Origin of the sequence: Streptomyces sp. WAC04114, assembly GCF_019733245.1 — a bacterium.
Classification (GTDB): domain Bacteria; phylum Actinomycetota; class Actinomycetes; order Streptomycetales; family Streptomycetaceae; genus Streptomyces; species Streptomyces massasporeus_A.
This window is the reverse complement of sequence record NZ_JAIGQA010000066.1, coordinates 18,801-36,223: the sequence shown is the minus strand read 5'-3', so window position 1 is coordinate 36,223 and position 17,423 is coordinate 18,801. Positions and strand designations below refer to the sequence as shown.

General features: G+C 71.3%; 15 protein-coding genes and 1 pseudogene. 8 read left to right on the top strand and 8 right to left on the bottom strand.

The window, feature by feature from the left end:
- A pseudogene (locus K4G64_RS40245) lies at positions 1-322 on the bottom strand (hypothetical protein); the annotation flags it as partial.
- 211 nt (positions 323-533) lie between these two features.
- On the opposite strand from K4G64_RS40245, the gene K4G64_RS19085 reads away from it, so the two are divergent.
- Positions 534-1,016, top strand: a complete 483-nt coding sequence (locus K4G64_RS19085; RefSeq protein WP_221757229.1) for a DUF456 domain-containing protein — start codon at positions 534-536, stop codon at positions 1,014-1,016.
- Between the two features lie 34 nt (positions 1,017-1,050).
- Here the strand turns inward: K4G64_RS19085 and K4G64_RS19080 are convergent, their stop codons facing one another.
- From K4G64_RS19080 to rsgA, 3 genes are all read right to left on the bottom strand, one after another.
- Entirely contained in the window at positions 1,051-1,557 is a 507-nt protein-coding gene (locus K4G64_RS19080; RefSeq protein WP_221757228.1) for a methylated-DNA--[protein]-cysteine S-methyltransferase, read from the bottom strand.
- Positions 1,554-2,969, bottom strand: a complete 1,416-nt coding sequence (locus K4G64_RS19075; RefSeq protein ID WP_221757227.1) for a DNA-3-methyladenine glycosylase 2 family protein — start codon at positions 2,967-2,969, stop codon at positions 1,554-1,556. Before K4G64_RS19075 ends, K4G64_RS19080 begins: the two co-directional genes overlap by 4 nt.
- A gap of 624 nt (positions 2,970-3,593) precedes the next feature.
- Positions 3,594-4,712 (bottom strand): ribosome small subunit-dependent GTPase A, encoded by a 1,119-nt coding sequence (rsgA, locus tag K4G64_RS19070; protein WP_221757226.1) that lies wholly within the window; start codon positions 4,710-4,712, stop codon positions 3,594-3,596.
- Between the two features lie 363 nt (positions 4,713-5,075).
- On the opposite strand from rsgA, the gene K4G64_RS19065 reads away from it, so the two are divergent.
- Positions 5,076-5,477, top strand: coding sequence for a DUF4234 domain-containing protein (locus K4G64_RS19065; protein WP_221757225.1), 402 nt, complete (start codon positions 5,076-5,078; stop codon positions 5,475-5,477).
- A 14-nt stretch (positions 5,478-5,491) separates the two neighbouring features.
- On the opposite strand, the gene K4G64_RS19060 is transcribed toward K4G64_RS19065, so the two are convergent.
- The 3 genes from K4G64_RS19060 to K4G64_RS19050 all read right to left on the bottom strand — a co-directional run bounded on the left by K4G64_RS19060 (position 5,492) and on the right by K4G64_RS19050 (position 9,672).
- Entirely contained in the window at positions 5,492-6,985 is a 1,494-nt protein-coding gene (locus K4G64_RS19060) for a cellulose-binding domain-containing protein (protein ID WP_221757224.1), read from the bottom strand.
- A gap of 233 nt (positions 6,986-7,218) precedes the next feature.
- A complete protein-coding gene (locus tag K4G64_RS19055; protein ID WP_221757223.1) occupies positions 7,219-8,541 on the bottom strand; it encodes a radical SAM protein in 1,323 nt (440 codons plus the stop codon).
- A 123-nt stretch (positions 8,542-8,664) separates the two neighbouring features.
- Positions 8,665-9,672, bottom strand: a complete 1,008-nt coding sequence (locus tag K4G64_RS19050) for a hydroxyacid dehydrogenase (RefSeq protein ID WP_221757222.1) — start codon at positions 9,670-9,672, stop codon at positions 8,665-8,667.
- 172 nt (positions 9,673-9,844) lie between these two features.
- Between K4G64_RS19050 and K4G64_RS19045 the strand changes: the two genes are divergently transcribed.
- Positions 9,845-11,107 (top strand): D-arabinono-1,4-lactone oxidase, encoded by a 1,263-nt coding sequence (locus K4G64_RS19045; RefSeq protein ID WP_221757221.1) that lies wholly within the window; start codon positions 9,845-9,847, stop codon positions 11,105-11,107.
- 263 nt (positions 11,108-11,370) lie between these two features.
- Here the strand turns inward: K4G64_RS19045 and K4G64_RS19040 are convergent, their stop codons facing one another.
- Positions 11,371-11,721 carry a helix-turn-helix domain-containing protein gene (locus K4G64_RS19040; protein ID WP_221757220.1) on the bottom strand — a complete coding sequence of 117 codons (351 nt, stop codon included), beginning with the start codon at positions 11,719-11,721 and terminating at the stop codon, positions 11,371-11,373.
- 228 nt (positions 11,722-11,949) lie between these two features.
- Here K4G64_RS19040 and K4G64_RS19035 point away from each other — a divergent pair, with 228 nt between their 5' ends.
- The 5 genes from K4G64_RS19035 (at position 11,950) to K4G64_RS19015 (ending at position 17,417) form a co-directional block, all read left to right on the top strand.
- On the top strand, positions 11,950-12,639 hold the full coding sequence (locus K4G64_RS19035; RefSeq protein WP_260460651.1) for an ANTAR domain-containing protein: 690 nt from the start codon (positions 11,950-11,952) through the stop codon (positions 12,637-12,639).
- A gap of 183 nt (positions 12,640-12,822) precedes the next feature.
- Positions 12,823-14,067, top strand: a complete 1,245-nt coding sequence (locus tag K4G64_RS19030) for an ROK family transcriptional regulator (protein WP_221757218.1) — start codon at positions 12,823-12,825, stop codon at positions 14,065-14,067.
- Between the two features lie 220 nt (positions 14,068-14,287).
- Positions 14,288-15,550, top strand: coding sequence for an ABC transporter substrate-binding protein (locus K4G64_RS19025; RefSeq protein ID WP_221757217.1), 1,263 nt, complete (start codon positions 14,288-14,290; stop codon positions 15,548-15,550).
- A 20-nt stretch (positions 15,551-15,570) separates the two neighbouring features.
- Positions 15,571-16,536: a carbohydrate ABC transporter permease gene (locus K4G64_RS19020; protein ID WP_221757216.1), complete on the top strand. Its 966-nt coding sequence runs from the start codon at positions 15,571-15,573 to the stop codon at positions 16,534-16,536.
- The gene (locus K4G64_RS19015) at positions 16,533-17,417 is read left to right on the top strand and encodes a carbohydrate ABC transporter permease (RefSeq protein ID WP_221757215.1); all 885 of its coding nucleotides are present in this window, start codon (positions 16,533-16,535) and stop codon (positions 17,415-17,417) included. Before K4G64_RS19020 ends, K4G64_RS19015 begins: the two co-directional genes overlap by 4 nt.
- Positions 17,418-17,423: the final 6 nt, after the last annotated feature.

Sequence of the window (17,423 nt, the reverse complement as noted above, 5' to 3'; positions counted from 1 at the left end):
CGGTGGGCCGGGGCGGTGGTGGCTCCCAGGGGGCGCGTTGCGGGGCCCGGGCGTTCGGGCGGGGCGCGGCCGGGAGGTCGTCGGCCCCGGTACGGGGTGCCGGAACCACCGGCTGCTCCGCGCCGGGGGGCCGCGCGGCCGGCCGGTCCGAGGAGTCGGTCCGCGCCTCCGCCCCGTCTCCCACCGCCCCCGACGCCGAAGCGAACCGGTCGTCCAGGGAATCCCGTGCCGGTGTGGGGCCCGTGTCGTCGGTGGAGTCCTCGTACAACTCCCTCCACCAGTCGTCCTCGTGACCGGTGGGCCTTCCCCCCTGCTGGCTCATGCCCGTAATTGTCCACCGCACGAGCGGGATGAAAACGGGGCTTGTGGAAAAAACCGGCCGGCCGCGGGCAGGTGATCGACACGTCGGGTGAGCCTTAGAACGGTCATCCGAAATCCGGGGGCCGGTGGGGTGCGAGCGGCTGACCTGCGGGTCTGGGGTCCGGCCACGCTTCTGACCTGCGTGTTCTCCGGTGTTCCGGCACTCTGGTCAGATGGGAGTGTGGGACCTCCTGCTGGTCGGGCTGGTCATCCTGCTCGGGCTGTGCGGAGTGCTGCTGCCCGCCATGCCGGGATCGTTGCTGGTGTGGGCCGCGGTCATGTGGTGGGCGCTGAAGGATCCGCAGCCCGTCGCATGGTGGGTGCTGGTCGGGGCCACGGTCCTGCTGCTGGTCTCCCAGGCCGTCCGCTGGGCGCTGCCGCCGCGGCGGCTGCGGATGAACCGCACCACCCGCCGCATGCTGGCGTGCGCCGGCACCGGATCCGTCCTCGGCTTCGTTCTGGTCCCCGTCCTCGGCGCTATCCCGGGATTCCTCGCCGGTGTCTACCTCTTCGAACGGATCCGCCTCGGCCGGCACGCCGACGCGGTCGCTGCCCTGCGCACGGTCATGCGCGCGGGCGGCTCCAGCATCCTGACCGAACTGTTCACCTGCCAGCTGATCGCGGCGGCCTGGGTGGGCGCGGTCGTCTGGGGCTGAGCCGACTCCCTCAGGCGAGAAGTCAGGCGAGAAGTCAGGCGGGAAGTCGGGCAGGGAGGACGCCCTCGTGCGTCAGGAGCCGTACCTTCCGGTCCAGGCCGCCGGCGTATCCGGTCAGTGCGCCGTCCGCTCCGATCACCCGGTGGCACGGGCGGACCACCAGCAGCGGATTCGCGCCGATCGCACCGCCGACGGCCCGTACGGCCGCCCGGGGCGCACCGATGCGCGCGGCGATCTCGCCGTAGGTCGTGGTCGAACCGTAGGGGATGTCGTCCAGGGCGGCCCAGACCTTCTCGCGGAAGGCGGTGCCCTCGGTGCGCCAGGCCAGGCGGAACTCCTTCAGTTCCCCGGCGAAGTAAGCGGCGAGCTGCTCCTCGGCCTCCCGGAAGGGCCCGGGGTCGCGCCGCCAGTCCTCCCGTACCTCGCGTCCGCCCTTCTGTCCGGGCACCGACAGGGAGGTCAGCTCGCCGGTCGGCGCGGCGGTGAGGAGCAGCGGCCCGAGGGGGCCGGGCACGCTCGTCCAGTAGGTCGGGCAGGTCATCGGGACTCCCACTCCCCTGCTGCGCGCAGGTGGTTCAGTGCGTACGAGCGCCAGGGGCGCCAGCTGTCGGGGACGTCGAGACCGGGCGGGGCCACGTCCGGGTCGCCGAGGGCACGGGTGCGGATCTCGGCCACCGTACGGGGGTCCAGGCCCGGCACGGCCAGCAGGGCGTCCTGCGCGTCGTCCCGGTCGGCGCCCGGGTCCAGGCGTACGGCGTGGTCGGCGAGGGCGGCGGTGAGCGCGCCGAGGGTGCCGCCGGGCTCGGCGCCGGCGAGCACGGCCGGCTCGGGGAAGAGGTGGGTGAGGCTGCCGCAGGGGGCGTCGAGGGCCTTGCCGTAGCGGCGTACGAGCCGTTCCGCCTGCGTGCGGCCGGTCAGCGCGCGCACCGCGAGTTCCTCCGGGTCGGCGGTGCCCGGCGAGCGCAGTCCGGGCCGGGCGGCGACCAGGGGGGCGAGCCGCGGGTCGGCTGCGAGGCGCTCGTCGACGGCGTAGGGGTCGGCGTCGAGGTCGAAGAGGCGCCGCAGCCGCTGGACGGCGGTGGTCAGGTCGCGCGGGTCGGTGAGGTGCAGCCGGGCGTCGAGCCAGCCGCCGGGGTGGGCGCCGGGTCCGGTCCGGGGGGTGCCGGTGCGTTCGTCGACGGCGACGATGCCGGTGCCGTAGGGGAGGCGGAGGGTGCGCCGGTAGGTGCGGGTGCCGGGCGGGCCGCTGACCTCTTCGATGCCGGGTACGGCCTCGTGTTCGAGCAGGTCGAAGACGGGTCCGGCCCGGTAGGGGCCTCGGTGGGCGAGCCGGAGCGGGATGCCGGCGTTCGGGGTGGCCGTACGGCGGCCCCGGCCGTGCTGCGGCGCGGCGGCGCGCAGCTCGCTCGGGGTCGACGCGTACACCGCCCGGATCGTGTCGTTGAACTGCCGCACGCTGGCGAAGCCCGCCGCGAAAGCGATCTCGGTGATCGGGAGCTCGGTGGTCTGCACGAGGACGCGTGCGGTGTGGGCCCGCTGGGCCCGGGCGAGGGCGACCGGGCCGGCGCCCAGCTCGGCGGTGAGCTGCCGCTGCACCTGCCGGGCGCTGTAGCCGAGGCGTCCGGCGAGCCCGGCGACGCCCTCCCGGTCGACCACGCCGTCGGCGATCAGCCGCACGGCCCGGCCCACGACATCGGCGCGGACGTTCCACTCGGCGGAGCCGGGCACGGCGTCCGGCCGGCACCGCCGGCAGGCCCGGAAGCCCGAGCCCTGCGCGGCGGCGGCCGTGGCGTAGAACCGTACGTTGGCCCGCTTGGGGGTGACCGCGGGGCAGCTCGGCCGGCAGTAGATGCCGGTCGTCTCGACGGCGAAGAAGAACACGCCGTCGAACCGGGCGTCGCGACTGCGCACGGCCTCGTACCTGGTGTCCTCGTCCGTTCCCTGGTCTGTCACAGCTCCAGTCTCCGCCGTCGCCCGGTGGGCCGCTGGCGGAAATCGGACACCGCGATCGGGGGCCGACCGACCCGGGCTTCTCGTGTGCCGGGTTCTGTGATCGTCCGGCCGCGGGTCCGTCGTGGTCGCTCGCGCAGTTCCCCGCGCCCCTGACGGGGCACGATACGGACCGGCATCCGCCAGACCGGAACCGGTACGGGTTCGGGCGGGCGGACACCGGACGCGAGGGGTGCCGCAACCGGACACCGGGCGGGCCACAGGCCCGAGCAGACAGATACCGGACACGACGCATGCCCGGCAGCCGAACCCCGAGCCAACCGCACGCCGACAGCACGGCGCGGCCCCGGCGCGCGGGCGCGGCCCGGTGCGCGTTGAAAGCACGCGCCGCGCCGGCACCGCAGCATGAAGCCGCTACGCGCGCCAGTGCGCCCCCTGCTTTGCCTCCACCGCGGCCGCGGCCCGGCAGCCGGACACAGGACGTTGCGCAGCCCCGAGCAGACGGACACCGGACACGACGCGTGCCCGGCAGCCGAACCCCGAGCCAACCGCACATCGACAGCACGGCGCGGCCCCGGCGCCCGGGCGCGAGCACGCGCCGCGGGCCGGCACCGCGGCGCGAAGCCGCTACGCGCGCCAGTGCACCCCCCGCTTCGCCTCCATCGCGGCCCTGCCCATCGCCCCCTTCCGCTTCCAGTCCTTGCGGATCTCGGCGCGCAGGCGGGCGTCGGTCTTGGCGACGATGCGCTGGTTCTCCCGGAGCAGCTTGCGGTAGCTCTCCAGGCGCCGCTCCGGGAGCTCGCCGCTGTCGATGGCGGCCAGCACGGCACACCCCGGCTCCGCCTCGTGGGCGCAGTCGTGGAAGCGGCAGCGCCCGGCCAGTTCCTCGATCTCGGAGAACACCTGCCCGACGCCCGTCCCGGCGTCCCAGAGGCCGACGCCGCGCAGTCCGGGGGTGTCGATCAGGACGCCCCCGCCGGGCAGGACGAGCAGGTTGCGCGTGGTCGTGGTGTGACGGCCCTTGCCGTCGACGTCGCGGGTGGCCTGGACGGTCATGACGTCCACGCCGAGCAGCGCGTTGGCGAGGGTCGACTTGCCCGCGCCGGACTGCCCGAGCAGCACGGACGTCCCCCCGCCGACGAGCGCGGCAACCACGTCGAGCCCGTCCCCGTCCCTGGAGCTGACGGGCACGACCGGCACGCCGGGCGCGCTCGTCTCGACGTCCTGGACGAGGTGTCCGCGGGTCACGGCGTCCGGCACGAGGTCGGCCTTGGTGAGGACGACGACGGGCTGGGCCCCGGATTCCCAGGCGAGCGCGAGGAAGCGTTCGATGCGGCCGAGGTCCAGCTCGACCGCGAGGGACACGGCGATGACAGCGTGGTCGACGTTGGCCGCGAGGATCTGCCCCTCGGACCGCTGCGAGGAGGTGGAGCGGACGAAGGCGGTACGGCGCGGCAGGCAGGTGCGGACGTAGCGCGGGTTCCCGCCGGGTTCGACGGCGACCCAGTCGCCGGTGCACACGACCCGCAGGGGGTCGTGCGGGGTGACGAACGCGGTGTCGGCCCGCAGCGGCCCGTCGGCGGTGACGACGTCACACTGCCCGCGGTCGACCCGTACGACGCGGCCCGCGAGCAGGCCTTCGGCCTCGTACGGGACGAACTCGGCCTCCCAGCCCGCGTCCCAGCCGTACGGCTGGAGCGGATGCGAGGCAGACGAGGACGAACCCGAAAGAGAGGAGAGAGACAAGGGGTGACCCTTCACAAGGGTGGCCCCGGCACGGCGCGCGAAGGCGCTGGGAGGAGGAGGTCAGCCGGAGGCCACGGAGGTGGACTTGATGAACTTCCGGATGCGGGCAGCGCCCATCTCAGAGACAGCCATCGATCACACCTCCTGCACGTCACACAGCCGACGGCGGCAGCAACAGGCCGCCGCGCGATTCGCCCCCACCATAGAGGGCCGCGCTCCGTCGGCGCCACGGAATTGATCCGACCCTCACGGGGCCGTCGGCCCACCCTCGCGGGGCCGTCGGGGACGGCTCCCCACCGCCCCTCGTGCACGACGCGCACGTGGTGGCCGGACGTGGTGCACTGGAATTACGGGAGGTGCAGCATGTCAGGTCGCGCAGGCAAAACCCGCAACATCTTTCTCGTGTGGCTGGTCTGGCCGCTGATCACACTGGGCATCTACCACCTGGTCTGGTACTACAAAATCAATCGCGAAGCCCGGGAATTCGATTCACGGATCGAGGTCAATCCGGCGATGGCCGTCGTGGCCGTCACGCTCGGCTGGCTGATCATCGTTCCCCCCTTCGTGTCGGTCTACAACACCGGTCTGCGCATTGCCCGCATGCAGCAGTCGGCCGGTATGGAACGGAGCTGCAACCCCTGGATCGGCCTCATTCTCTACATCGTGGCCGTGCTGTTCCCGCTCTACTACCAGCACGAGCTGAATCAGATCTGGGCTCGCTACCAGCATGCGGAAGAGGGCGAACAGGTGCCGCTCGCGGCATGACGCCGGATGGTTCGTCAACTGCCCTTCGCGCAGGCGTGCCCGTTCACCTCGAAGTCGTACGGCGGGGAGTTCTTGCCGTGCCAGGAGGCGATGAAGCCGAAGGCCAGGTCGCCGCCGGCGGGGACCGACTTGTTGTAGTCGGCGGCGGTGGCGGTGACGCGTGAGCCGTCCTGGGAGACGGAGGCGTCCCACATCTGGCCGACCTTCTGGCCGTCCCGGAATGACCAGGCGACGCGCCAGGAGTCGAGGGCCTCGGCGCTGGTGACGGTCACGGTGGCCTGGAAGCCGTCGGGCCACTGGTTGACCAGGTCGTACTCGACCCGGCAGGCGGGGTCCCGGCTCTCCTCCGGCTCGGTGCGGTCGGTGGGCGAGGAGGTGCCCTGCGGTTCGGTGTGGCGGTTCCTGTCCTCCGGCGTGCCGGACTTCTCCGGCTGCTTCGTGCCCTGGGTGGTCCGTTCGGCCGGCTTGGAGGTGGCCGGCGGCAGGGACGGTGCGGACGGCAGGGGCGGAGCGGGGTCGGCCACCGGCTGGCGGTCGGCACCGCCGGACGCGCCGAGGTCGTCGCCTCCACCGCCGAAGGGCATCAGTGAGACGCCGAGGGCCAGTACGGAGACCAGGACCGCGGCGACGAGGAGGCCGTTGCGGGCGACGCGCGCCTTCTGCTCGCCGTCCTCCGGTTCGCCGGCCGCCTCGTCCGCCGAGCCGGGGCGGCCCGCGCCGAGCCGCACCTCGGCGGCGCGGCGGCGGCGCTCCAGGTAGGCGAGGCCGCCCCAGCCGATCACCCCGCCGGCCAGCGCCCCGGGCAGGGAGCCGCCGTGCAGGCGCAGACAGGCGGCGGCCTCGGCGCACTGCACGCAGGTGGCGAGGTGCCGGGAGAGGTCGCCGGGGGTCTCGGCGGCGGAGGAGCGGGTGACGGCGTCCAGCAGCCGGGCGTAGCTGCGGCACTGTGCGTCCATCGGTGTGTCGAGGTGGTTGCGGTGGCAGCGGTCCCGGAAGAGGGTGCGCACCTGCTGGAGTTCCTCGGCGGCGCCGGCCGGGTCGAGGCCGAGACGGCGGGCGACCAGGGGGAGCGGCAGCGCCTCCACCTCGGTGAACCACAGCAGTTCCGCGTCCGCCTGCTGCAGGTCGCGCAGGCCGCGCAGCGCGAGCGGGCGCTGCAGGGGCGGGCCGGAGTAGCGGGCGGCCTTGTCCGAGTTGAGCCACAGGCGCAGGTCGGGGTCGAGTTTGTGCCCTTGCCCGTCCTCCTCCCAGGCGGCTGCCGTGGTGCGTACGGAGGTCAGCAGCAGGGGTATGCGGGGCAGCCGGGCGGGGCGGCGGGCGGTGCCGCGGACCGGGCCGGTGTCGGCGGCGCGGGCCTCGCGTATGCCGTGTGCGAACGCCTCGCGGCCGAGCTGTGCGGCGGCCGTGGAACCGGAGGTGCACAGGTCCGCGTAGGCGAGGACGGCGTCCCAGCACTCGGAGAACAGCGCGGCCTCGGTGGCGTCCTGAGGGGTCGGCAGGTCGGGCATGAGTCTCCTGCATCCACAAGCGAGGTCAACTCACCACATCGGCATTGGAGTTGGGGGGACCCTCGCGGCAGGGGGAGAGCTTTTCACGCCTCTCACACAACTGACAAGCGCCCTGTTCAGATATCACGAACAGGGCGGCCGCACCCCTATGACTCCGGCCTCGGAGTGTCATACGGGTGCGGCCGCCGGGCGACTCAATACCGTGCCGTGAAAAGCACGGCGTCATCGAAGTGTTATCGAACGGCGGTGGGTTCGTCGGCGGGGAGGCTGTCCATGAAGGAGCTGACCGAGAAGACCGCGTTGCCGGGGCCGGGCGGGCCGTAGCCGGGGGGCGAGGAGAGGCCGAAGTCCTCCATGGTCTGCCGGTAGGCCTGGAGCAGGCGGATGTGGTATTCCAGCGGCGCGCCCTGCGGGTTGGCCTTGCCGAGCGGCGTCGTGGGCTCCGGGCACCAGGTGGTGAAGCGGGGCGTGATGCCCTGCGACATGAAGAACCGCAGGCCCTCGGTGGTCGACGCGATCGCCTCGTCGACCGTCTTGAAGCCGAACGGCTCGGCCATCTCGACGCCCGCGACGAAGTTGGGGATCACGTTGCGCGCCCCGAAGATCTCGGCCGAGTCGAGGATGCGCTTGTGCCACTCGTCGCGGCCGACGTACCGCTCCTTGCCCGGGCAGTACATCTTGAAGAGGTACTCGTCCCACACCTCGTAGTTGGGGTGGTAGATCTGCACGCCGTAGTCCTTGAACCGCTGGACGTCGTCGCGTGGCAGCGCCTGGGCGACGACCTTGCCGATCCAGCGGCCCGGGAAGTGCTCCTCGATGGCCTTGGCGTACCGCCCGTAGAAGTCCGCCTCGTCCAGGCCCTGGACCTTCGACGTGATCGCTCCACCGGTGAGGGTGTACGCGGTGGACACCTTGGCGGTGTCGTACCTGTTGATGATGTCGAGCGCCTCGAGGACCTCGTCGACGTCCTTCACGCCCGTGTACGGGCGGCCCGCCGCCTTGTGCTGGCGCCAGTTGTGGTTGATGTCGCAGTACTGGCACTCCTCCTTGGCGCCGAAGTACTGGCACACGCGGAACGCGGTCAGGTAGATCAGGTAGCCCCACTGGATGGTCGGGGCGACCTCCATGACCGACTTCCCGTTGGCGAGGGTGTGCCGGTAGTACTCGGGCATCGGCGGCACACCGACGTCGGAGATCCGCTTGCCGTCGAGGTACAGGCCGAGCACACCGTCGTCGTTCGCGGCGACGCGGTACGGCGAGGACGGGTTCACGCGGACCGAGACGACGGTGCGGCGCAGGTCGTAGGGGCCGCCGGTGAGGATGATCTCCTCGGGCGGCCGGCGCAGGGCCGCCTCGCCCAGTTCGGGCAGGGTGCCGTGGTCGAAGGAGAAGATGAAGTACGACTTCGGCTTGACCTCGCCGCCCTCGTTGTCGCTGAGCGCGGACGGGTCGAAGGCGACGCCGCCGCGGAGCAGGTCCTCCTTGAAGACGGCTTCCCGCGGCACGTGCGGGAACCGCTCCATCAGATCCTCGACCAGCGCGGTTCGGCTGCCCATCCCGTGTCTCCTCCCGGTTCGGACGTACGACTCCTCACGGTATGCCCATGGGTGCGCGGGGCGGGTACCGGGTCCCCCCGAGCCGGGAGAATGCCGCGTTCGTGGTGTGTTGCCGGGGTGCTGTCAGGCTTCGCGGGCGAGCGCCGCCCAGTCGACCGCGTACGCCGGCTCCTCCCCGGCCAGCAGCCGCTCCGCCTCCTCGGCGACCGCACGGCCGAGCCGCGCCAGTTCGTTGCCCTGGGAGCCCGCGAGGTGCGGGGTGACGAACGCACCGGGGAGGTCGTAGAGCGGGGAGTCGGCGGGGAGCGGCTCCGGGTCGGTGACGTCGAGGATCGCGGTCAGACGCCCGGCGCGCAGTTCCGCCACCAGGGCGTCGTGGTCGACGAGCGCGCCGCGCGCGGTGTTGATCAGCACGGCGCCGTCGGGCATCAGGGCGAGCTCGCGGCGGCCGATCATGTGGTGCGTCTCGGGCGTCTGGGGGGCGTGGACGGTGACGATGTCGCACGTGCGCAGCAGTTCGTCCAGGGGCAGCAGGGTGACGCCGAGCGCGGCGGCCCGCCGCTCGTCGACGTACGGGTCGGTGAGGACCGGCCGCAGGTCGAAGGGGCGCAGCAGTTCGAGGACACGGCGGCCGATGCGGGAGGCGCCGATGATGCCGACCCGGCGGCCGTGGTTGCCGATGCCGGGGATGAGGCCCCAGCCGGTGGAGGTGCGGGCCGTGCGCATCCGCTCGCGGGCGGCGAGGACGTCCTTCCCGGCGAGCAGGATCATGGCGAGGGTGTACTCGGCGACCGGGAGTGCGTTGGCGGCGGCGGCCGAGGAGACGGTGATGCCGCGCTCCCGGATGCCGGGGGTAGCGAAGGACTTCACGGAGCCGGCCGAGTGCAGCACCGCCCGCAGCCGGGGGGCGGCGGCGAGGACCGTCTCGTCGAGCCGGGGGCAGCCCCAGCCGGTCACCAGGATCTCGGTCCGGGCCAGCGTGTCGAGGACGCGCGGGTCGGTGAAGTCCTCGGCCACGAGGTCCGGATCGATGTCCACGGAGGTGCGCAGCCGGGCCAGCACCTCGGGAGGGAAGACCTGCGGCACGTTCTCGGCGGCCATGGCGAACAGTGCCTGGGGGCGCTGGCTCAAGGGGTGACCTTCCGGCTCGGCGGCACACGGGGAGGCTGAGGCGGCAGAAACCGCTCTCTACAACCTCTCCACGGTAGGCCCGGCCGGGCGGCGGCGGCAACGTGCGTCGGGCCGGGGTAGGTTCCGGCCGGGGGGCTTCCCGGTCCCCGCTGCCTGGGGGAAGGACGACGCGATGCACGGGACCGTGACCAACTGGGCGGGCAACATCACCTACGCGGCCAAGGAACTGCACCGGCCCGGGTCGCTCACCGCGCTGCGGGCGCTCGTCGCGGACGGCGACCGGGTGCGGGTGCTGGGCAGCGGGCACTCGTTCAACGAGATCGCCGAACCGGGCCCCGAGGGGGTCCTGCTGTCGCTGGCCGACCTGCCCCCGGAGGTGGACGTCGACACGGCGGCCCGCACGGTCCGGGTCGGCGGCGGTGTGCGCTACGCGGAACTGGCCCGCCGGGTGCACGGGCAGGGGCTCGCGCTGCACAACATGGCGTCCCTTCCGCACATCTCGGTGGCCGGGTCGGTGGCGACCGGCACCCATGGCTCGGGGGTGCTGAACGGGCCGCTCTCGGCGTCCGTGCGCGAGGTGGAGCTGGTCACGGCGGACGGCTCGGTGCTGACCATCGGCCGGGGCGAGGAGCGGTTCGGCGGTGCCGTCACGTCACTCGGCGCGCTGGGGGTCGTCACCGCGCTCACCCTGGACCTGGAGCCGGCCTACGAGGTCGAGCAGCACGTGTTCACCGAACTGCCGCTGGAGGGCCTGGACTCCGGGGTGTTCGAGACGGTGATGGCGACGGGGTACAGCGTCAGCCTGTTCACCGACTGGCGGGAGCCGGGCTTCCGGCAGGTGTGGCTCAAGCGGCGCACCGACCAGCCGCTGCCCGCCTTCCCCTGGGCCGCTCCCGCCACGGCGAAGATGCACCCGGTGCCGGGCATGCCCGCGGTCAACTGCACCGAGCAGTTCGGTGTGCCGGGGCCGTGGCACCAGCGGCTGCCGCACTTCCGGGCGGAGTTCGTCCCGAGCAGCGGGGCGGAGCTGCAGTCGGAGTACCTGCTGCCGCGCGGGCACGCGGTGGAGATGCTGCACGCGCTCGACGCGATACGGGAGTCCGTCGCCCCCGTCCTGCAGACCTGCGAGGTGCGCACGGTCGCCGGTGACGACCAGTGGCTCAGCCCGTCCCACGGCCGGGACACCGTCGCGGCGCACTTCACGTGGGTCGAGGACACGGAGGCGGTACTGCCGGTGGTCCGGCGGGTCGAGGAGGCGCTGCAGCCCTTCGGGGCACGGCCGCACTGGGGGAAGGTGTTCACCGTGCCCGCGACCGCGCTGCGCGAGCTGTATCCACGACTCGGCGACTTCCGGGCACTGACGCATGAGCTCGACCCGCGGGGGAAGTTCGCCAACGCCTTTGTACGAGGGGTGCAGGCGGGGACGGAGACGTAGGCGTACACGGGGTCTGCTGCCGCGCGGAGGGCGCGGCCTGCCCGTACCCGGGGGCGGCAGAGCCGCCCTCGCCGGCCCAAGGGGGCACGAGCTGCCCACCCCCGGGCCGGGGATCACCCGCGCCAGAGGCACGAGCCACGCACCTGGAGCCCGACCGCCCTTCCCGGGACGGCAACCGCCCGCACCGGGCCAAGGGCCGCCCACACCCGAACCGGAACCTACCTGCGCCGGAGGCAAGGACTGCCGCGCGCCCCGCCGGCCGGTCAGGTCGCCTCGTGCGGGCCGCCCCACGTCGTGGAGGTCGTGACGCGGTCGGCCTCGTCCTTGACGAGCAGGGACATCAGGGAGGCCACGGTCAGGCCCGCCTCGGCCGGGTGGCGCAGCACCTTGCCGGGATCGATGCGGTACGTGTTGGTGCGCCCCTCCCGGGTGTGGGACAGGTATCCGTCCTGCTCCAGGTCGGCGATGATCTTCTGCACCGCTCGCTCGGTGAGCCGGCAGTGGGCCGCGATGTCCCGGATGCGGGCACTGTGATTGTCGGCGATGGCGGCCAGCACGCGGGCGTGGTTGGTGAGGAACGTCCATCCGGTGTGTGACTCGGGCACTCCATCCATGCCCCAACTCTAGCGACAGAACATTCATGCACCCAAAAACACGTACCATGTTTCATGTATCAATTGACGGGTGTGGGGTAGAGGGGCAACGCTGGAAGCGGAGGCAAGGCGTACAGAGCAAGGGAGAACAGGGCCATGCCGGAGCCTGCGTACTCTGCGCGGTCTCACCCACAGGAGCACGCCGCACCCACGGCGGTCGACAGTGCGCCGGCGGCGATCCCGCCCTGCATGGCGACGATGGACGTCGTCCCGGACGGCGACCGCATGACCGTGACCGTGTGGGGCGAACTGGACCTGGGCAGCCGGCGGTTGCTCCCCGAGCTGTACGACATGCTCACCCTGTCCGGCACCGGCCTCGACCTGCGCCTGGACGCGGTCGGATTCTGCGACTGCGCCGGCCTCAACGCACTGCTGGATCTGCGCACTCGCGCGGCCGACGAGGGCAAGACGGTCACCGTCCGGTCCTGCGGCGTCGCGGTCGAGCGCCTGCTCGACCTGACCGGCACGCGGGAGCTGTTCGCGGACTCAGGCCGGCCCGAGAGCGCCCCGCCCCCGGTCGCACCCGCCGCGTACCCGCCGGAGGAGGACGGCCAGGACCTCCGCGCCGAAGTCACCCAGCTGCGCCGCGCCATGCAGACCCGGCCGACCATAGACCTGGCCCGCGGCATCCTGATGGCCTCCTTCGGCCTGAGCCCCGAGGCGGCCTGGAGCGTCCTGGTCAGGACTTCCCAGAACACCAACACCAAGCTGCACCACCTGGCCCAGGACCTGGTGGGCACCGTGGACGGCAGGACGCTGCCGGAGCGGGTGCAGCAGCAGCTGGCCGCCGCGGTCGCCGGAGCGAGCCGCCCGGGCGAGGCGACGGCGTACCCCACGGACGCCCCCTTCGACGACCGGGACCGCACCGCCGGGGACTGACGCGCCCACACTGAGGCATCATGGGCAGGCCACACCCGGCCTCCCCGGTCCGCAGCGCGCGGGCACTTTATAAAGCCCCTTTCCAAACCCCTTGTCGAAAGTCCCGGCAGACCATAGCCTTGCGCCGCGCCGGTGCCGACGTCGAACCGGCCCGGCCGGTCTGGGAAGGAATGGGGCACCCCGGTGAAGCGCACCTCACGTGACATCCGCACCGCGAACCGCTACGAGGTGCTGCGCCAGATCATCGCGGAGTCACCCACGTCCCGGCAGGAGCTGGCGGCGGCCACCGGACTCAGCCTCGCCACGGTCGCCACCCTCGTCGGCGAGCTGCTCGACCTCCGCATGATCACCGAGGTCGGCTTCGAGGACTCGGCGGGCGGCCGACCCCGGGGCCTGGTCGCGGTCAACACCTCCGGCGGCGCACTGATCGGCGTCGACATCGCCGAGACCTATGTCCACGTCGAGCTGTTCGACCTCGGGCTGAATGTGCTGGCCCGCGCCGAGGAGGACGTCCGGCCCAGCGAGAGCCTGCCCGAGCAGGTGGTGGGCCATGTGGCCACCGCCGTCGGCTCGGTGGTCACCCAGGCCGGCATCGAGGGCGCCCGGGTGCTCGGGGTCGGGGTGAGCGTGCCGGGGCAGGTGGACCGCGCGACCGGCACCTCGGAGTACGCGCCGAACTGGGACTGGCACGACGTACCGCTCCTCGATCTGCTCACCGAGCACATCGCCTACCCGCTGTACCTGGACAACCCGCTGCGCGCCAGCGCGGTCGCCGAGCTGTGGTTCGGGGCCGCGCGCGGGCGCGGGAACGCCGTGGTGGTCAACCTCGGCACCGGCGTGGGCGCCGGTCTCGTCCTGGGCGGCGGGCTGCACCGCGGGGTCAGCAACAGCGCCGGCGAGTGGGGCCACACCACGATGGTGCTGGACGGGCGCCTGTGCCGGTGCGGCAACCACGGCTGTGTGGAGGCGTACGTCGGCGCGCGCGGCATCATGCTGAACCTGCGCGAACTCAGCCCCGACAGCCCGCTGTTGCACGGCGAGGACCAGACGGCGACCATCGACGCCCTGGCCCGCGGGGTCGCGGCGGACGACCCCGTGGCGCGCCGGGTCGTCCACGAGACCGCCCGCTACCTGGGCGCCGGGGTCGCGGACCTGGTCAACCTGTTCAACCCCGAGATCGTCGTGCTGAGCAGCTGGGTCGCCCGCACCCTGGGCGAGCCGCTGCTGCACGAGGTGCGTGAGGCCGTGACCCGGCACGCGCTGCCCCGGCCGCTGGCCGCCACCGAAGTCGTCCTCTCCCCGATCCCCACCGACCCGGTGTGCCTGGGCGCGGCCACGTTCGCGCTCGAAGGCGCCCTCCAGACCGTCGGGCAGAAGAACGGCAAACGCGCCGCCCCCGTGAGGAGCCGTACCACCACGCCTTCGTAGCGGCGGAACCAACTCCTCCGCGCACCCCACGCGTTCGAAATGACGAACCGGACACAACGCTTCGTACAGACTTCGTCCAACCCCTTGCCGAAGCCTTAGCCGAAGCTCTAGCGTCCGGCACCGCACCTTCCTTTGAGCCATCTGGCGCGAGCCCCCGGGCCGTGAGCCATCAGGCAGTGAGCCGCAGAGCCGCAGCCGCACTCGAGACAAGGACGTCAGCATGTCGGCATCGAGCAACATGAACTGGGACCGCCGAAACGTACTGCGGGCCGCGATGGGCCTGGCCGCCGCCGGCGGACTCGCCGCGTGCGGCAGCAACACCGGACGGAGCAGCGGGGGCTCCGGCGACGGTCTCGTCCAGTACTTCCACGCGTACGGCGAGGCCGGTGTCGAGCAGGCCGTCAAGCGGTACGCGAAGGCGTACAAGGACACCGGCGTCGCCACGCAGTGGATCACCGGCAACAACTACGAACAGAAGCTCTTCGCCGCGCTGCTCACCAAGAACGCGCCCGACGTCTTCGAGTTCCACCCGCAGATCCAGCTCGTCAAGAGCGGTCAGGTGGCCGACCTGACCGACATCATCGAGCCGGTCAAGGACGACTTCAACCAGGCCGACATCACGTCGCACACGGTCGACGGCAAGATATACGGCGTCCGGATGATCGACGATCCGCAGTTCCTCTTCTACCGGCCCTCGCTGTTCAAGAAGGCCGGAGTCGAGGTGCCGACCACGCTGGAAGAGCTGATCGAGGCCGCCGACAAGCTGACCACCAGCAAGGTCAAGGGCATCTTCCTCGGCAACGACCTGACCTCGATCGACCGCCCGCTGATCTGGTCGGCCGGCGCCGACACCCTCACCGCGGACAACAAGCCCGCCTTCAACACCGACGCCGTCGCCGACGGCCTCAAGCAGCTGCGTGGCCTCTTCACCAGCGGCAACCTGCTGCTCGACGCCCCCGCCGACTCGTGGGACCCGTCGGCCCTCATCCAGGGTCTGACCGCGATCCAGTGGTGCGGCATGTGGGCCATGCCGGCCATGCAGAAGGCGCTCGGCGACGACATCGGCATCTTCCCCTTCCCGAAGGTCGGTTCGGCCGGCAAGCAGTCGGTCTACAACGGCGGCTGGTCGATGTTCGTCAACGCCAAGAGCAAGAACGTCGAGGCGGCCAAGGAATACGTCAAGTGGCTGTGGATCGACCAGAAGAAGTACCAGGAGGACTTCGCCACCTCCTACGGCTTCCACATCCCGCCGCGCACCTCGCTCGCCCAGTCCGCCACCAAGCTGAAGTCCGGTCTGCCGGCCGAGGGGGTCAAGCTCTTCAACGAGTTCGGTCACTTCGACAACATCGGCTGGACCCAGGCCATGATCGCCGCGTTCTGGGACGTGATCGCCAACAGCGTCCGCAAGGACGGTGACCCGAAGGCCCAGCTCGACGCCTGTGAGAAGAAGGTCGACGCCGAACTCAAGAAGCTCTTCGGATAGACCACCGGACGGATCTCGACATGTCGACCACCACCACGCGCGGGGTCGCCCGGCCCGCCCCGGCCAAGGTCGCCCAGCCCCGGCCGCGGCGGGGCCTGAGGGCGAGCAGCACCTTCAACTTCTGGCTCTTCACCGGGCCGTTCCTGATCGGCCTGGTGATCTTCGTCTTCGTGCCGATCGGCTGGAGCATCTGGCTCAGCTTCTTCGAGGCGCGCTTCACCGTGACGCCTAGCGAGTTCGTCGGCTTCGACAACTACCGGCAGATCCTGACGGACACGAACTTCCGGAACTCGCTGGTCACGTTCACCGTGTTCGCCGCGTTCATCGTGCCCGCCACCTGGGCCCTGTCGCTGGGTCTCGCGCTGCTGGTCAACCGGCTGCGGTTCATGCGGGCGTTCTTCCGGTCGGTGTTCTTCCTGCCGACCGCGGTCAGCTACGTCGCCGCCGCGCTGATCTGGAAGATGTCCATCTTCAACGGCGTCCGCTTCGGTCTGGCCAACACCGTCCTCGGCTGGTTCGGCGTGGACAACATCGCCTGGCTGGCCAACCCCGACCCGCCCTGGTACTGGCTGGTCATCGTGACCGTCCGGCTCTGGCTCCAGTCGGGCTTCTACATGATCCTGTTCATCGCGGCGCTGCAGAACATCCCGCGGGAGCTGTACGAGGCCGCCTCCATCGACGGCGCCAAGCCGGGCTGGCAGACCTTCCGGCACATCACCCTGCCTCAGCTCAGGGCCACCTCCACCGCGGTGATCCTGCTCCTGCTGGTCGCCGCGTACCAGGCCTTCGACGAGTTCTTCAACCTGCTGGGCAAGGCCACGTGGGGCCAGCCCCCGCTGGTCGAGCTCTACAAGATGGCCCTCGGCCAGAACCAGAACTACGGCGCGGGCAGCGCGGGCGCGGTCGTACTGACCCTGCTCATCTGCGTCGTCACCCTGCTCCAGGGCAAGATCATGGGCTTCGGAAGGGGTGAGGAGTCCAAGTGACCACCACGGCACCCGACATCACCAAGACGACGAAGCCGGCCGAGGCCAGGCGCGGCGGCGGCGTCATGGGCAGCACCGGTCTGTACATCGCGACCGGCGTCGCCGCCCTCCTCTTCCTGATCCCCTTCTATCTGATCGTCCGCAACGCGCTGATGACGGACCCGGAGATCACGGGCGAGACCTGGAAGTGGTTCCCCACTTCCATCCAGTGGGGCAACATCACCGAGCCGTTCGACGACGTCACCGTCGACTTCGCGCAGTCCCTGTGGAACTCCGTGGTCGTCGCCGTCCTCCACACGGCCGGAATCCTGCTGATCTGCTCGATGGCCGGATACGGCCTCGCCCGCATCCCGTACAAACACGCCAACAAGGTGTTCTACGCCGTCCTGGTGACCCTGATGGTTCCCACGGCCGTCACCTTCGTGCCGAGCTTCGTGCTGGTCTCGTCCCTCGGCTGGGTCGACAGCTACCGGGGTCTGATCATCCCGGGCCTCTTCAGCGGTTTCACCTGCTTCCTGTTCCGGCAGTACTTCCTGGGGTTCCCGAAGGAGCTCGAGGAGGCGGCGCGGGTGGACGGGCTCGGCTACTGGGGCGCGTACTGGCGGATCGTCGTACCCAACTCGCTGAACTTCTTCGCCGCCATCGCCACGATCACCTTCATCAACGGCTGGAACGCCTTCCTCTGGCCCCTGGTCATCGGACAGGATCCGAGTGCCTGGACCGTCCAGGTTGCGCTGTCCTCGTATATGACGAACCAGACCGTCAACTACCACCTGATCTTCATGGCCACCGCCATCTCGATCCTGCCCCTGATCTTCGTCTTCCTCTTCCTCCAGCGCTGGCTGGTGCAGGGGATCGCACAGACCGGCATCAAGGGCTGAGCTAGG

Coding starts and splice junctions, on each gene's coding strand:
- K4G64_RS19085 (WP_221757229.1), top strand. CDS start 534: ATGGGAGTGTGGGACCTCCTGCTGGTCGGGCTGGTCATCCTGCTCGGG.
- K4G64_RS19080 (WP_221757228.1), bottom strand. CDS start 1,557: ATGACCTGCCCGACCTACTGGACGAGCGTGCCCGGCCCCCTCGGGCCG.
- K4G64_RS19065 (WP_221757225.1), top strand. CDS start 5,076: ATGTCAGGTCGCGCAGGCAAAACCCGCAACATCTTTCTCGTGTGGCTG.
- K4G64_RS19060 (WP_221757224.1), bottom strand. CDS start 6,985: ATGCCCGACCTGCCGACCCCTCAGGACGCCACCGAGGCCGCGCTGTTC.
- K4G64_RS19055 (WP_221757223.1), bottom strand. CDS start 8,541: ATGGGCAGCCGAACCGCGCTGGTCGAGGATCTGATGGAGCGGTTCCCG.
- K4G64_RS19045 (WP_221757221.1), top strand. CDS start 9,845: ATGCACGGGACCGTGACCAACTGGGCGGGCAACATCACCTACGCGGCC.
- K4G64_RS19040 (WP_221757220.1), bottom strand. CDS start 11,721: ATGGATGGAGTGCCCGAGTCACACACCGGATGGACGTTCCTCACCAAC.
- K4G64_RS19035 (WP_260460651.1), top strand. CDS start 11,950: ATGGCGACGATGGACGTCGTCCCGGACGGCGACCGCATGACCGTGACC.
- K4G64_RS19025 (WP_221757217.1), top strand. CDS start 14,288: ATGTCGGCATCGAGCAACATGAACTGGGACCGCCGAAACGTACTGCGG.
- K4G64_RS19020 (WP_221757216.1), top strand. CDS start 15,571: ATGTCGACCACCACCACGCGCGGGGTCGCCCGGCCCGCCCCGGCCAAG.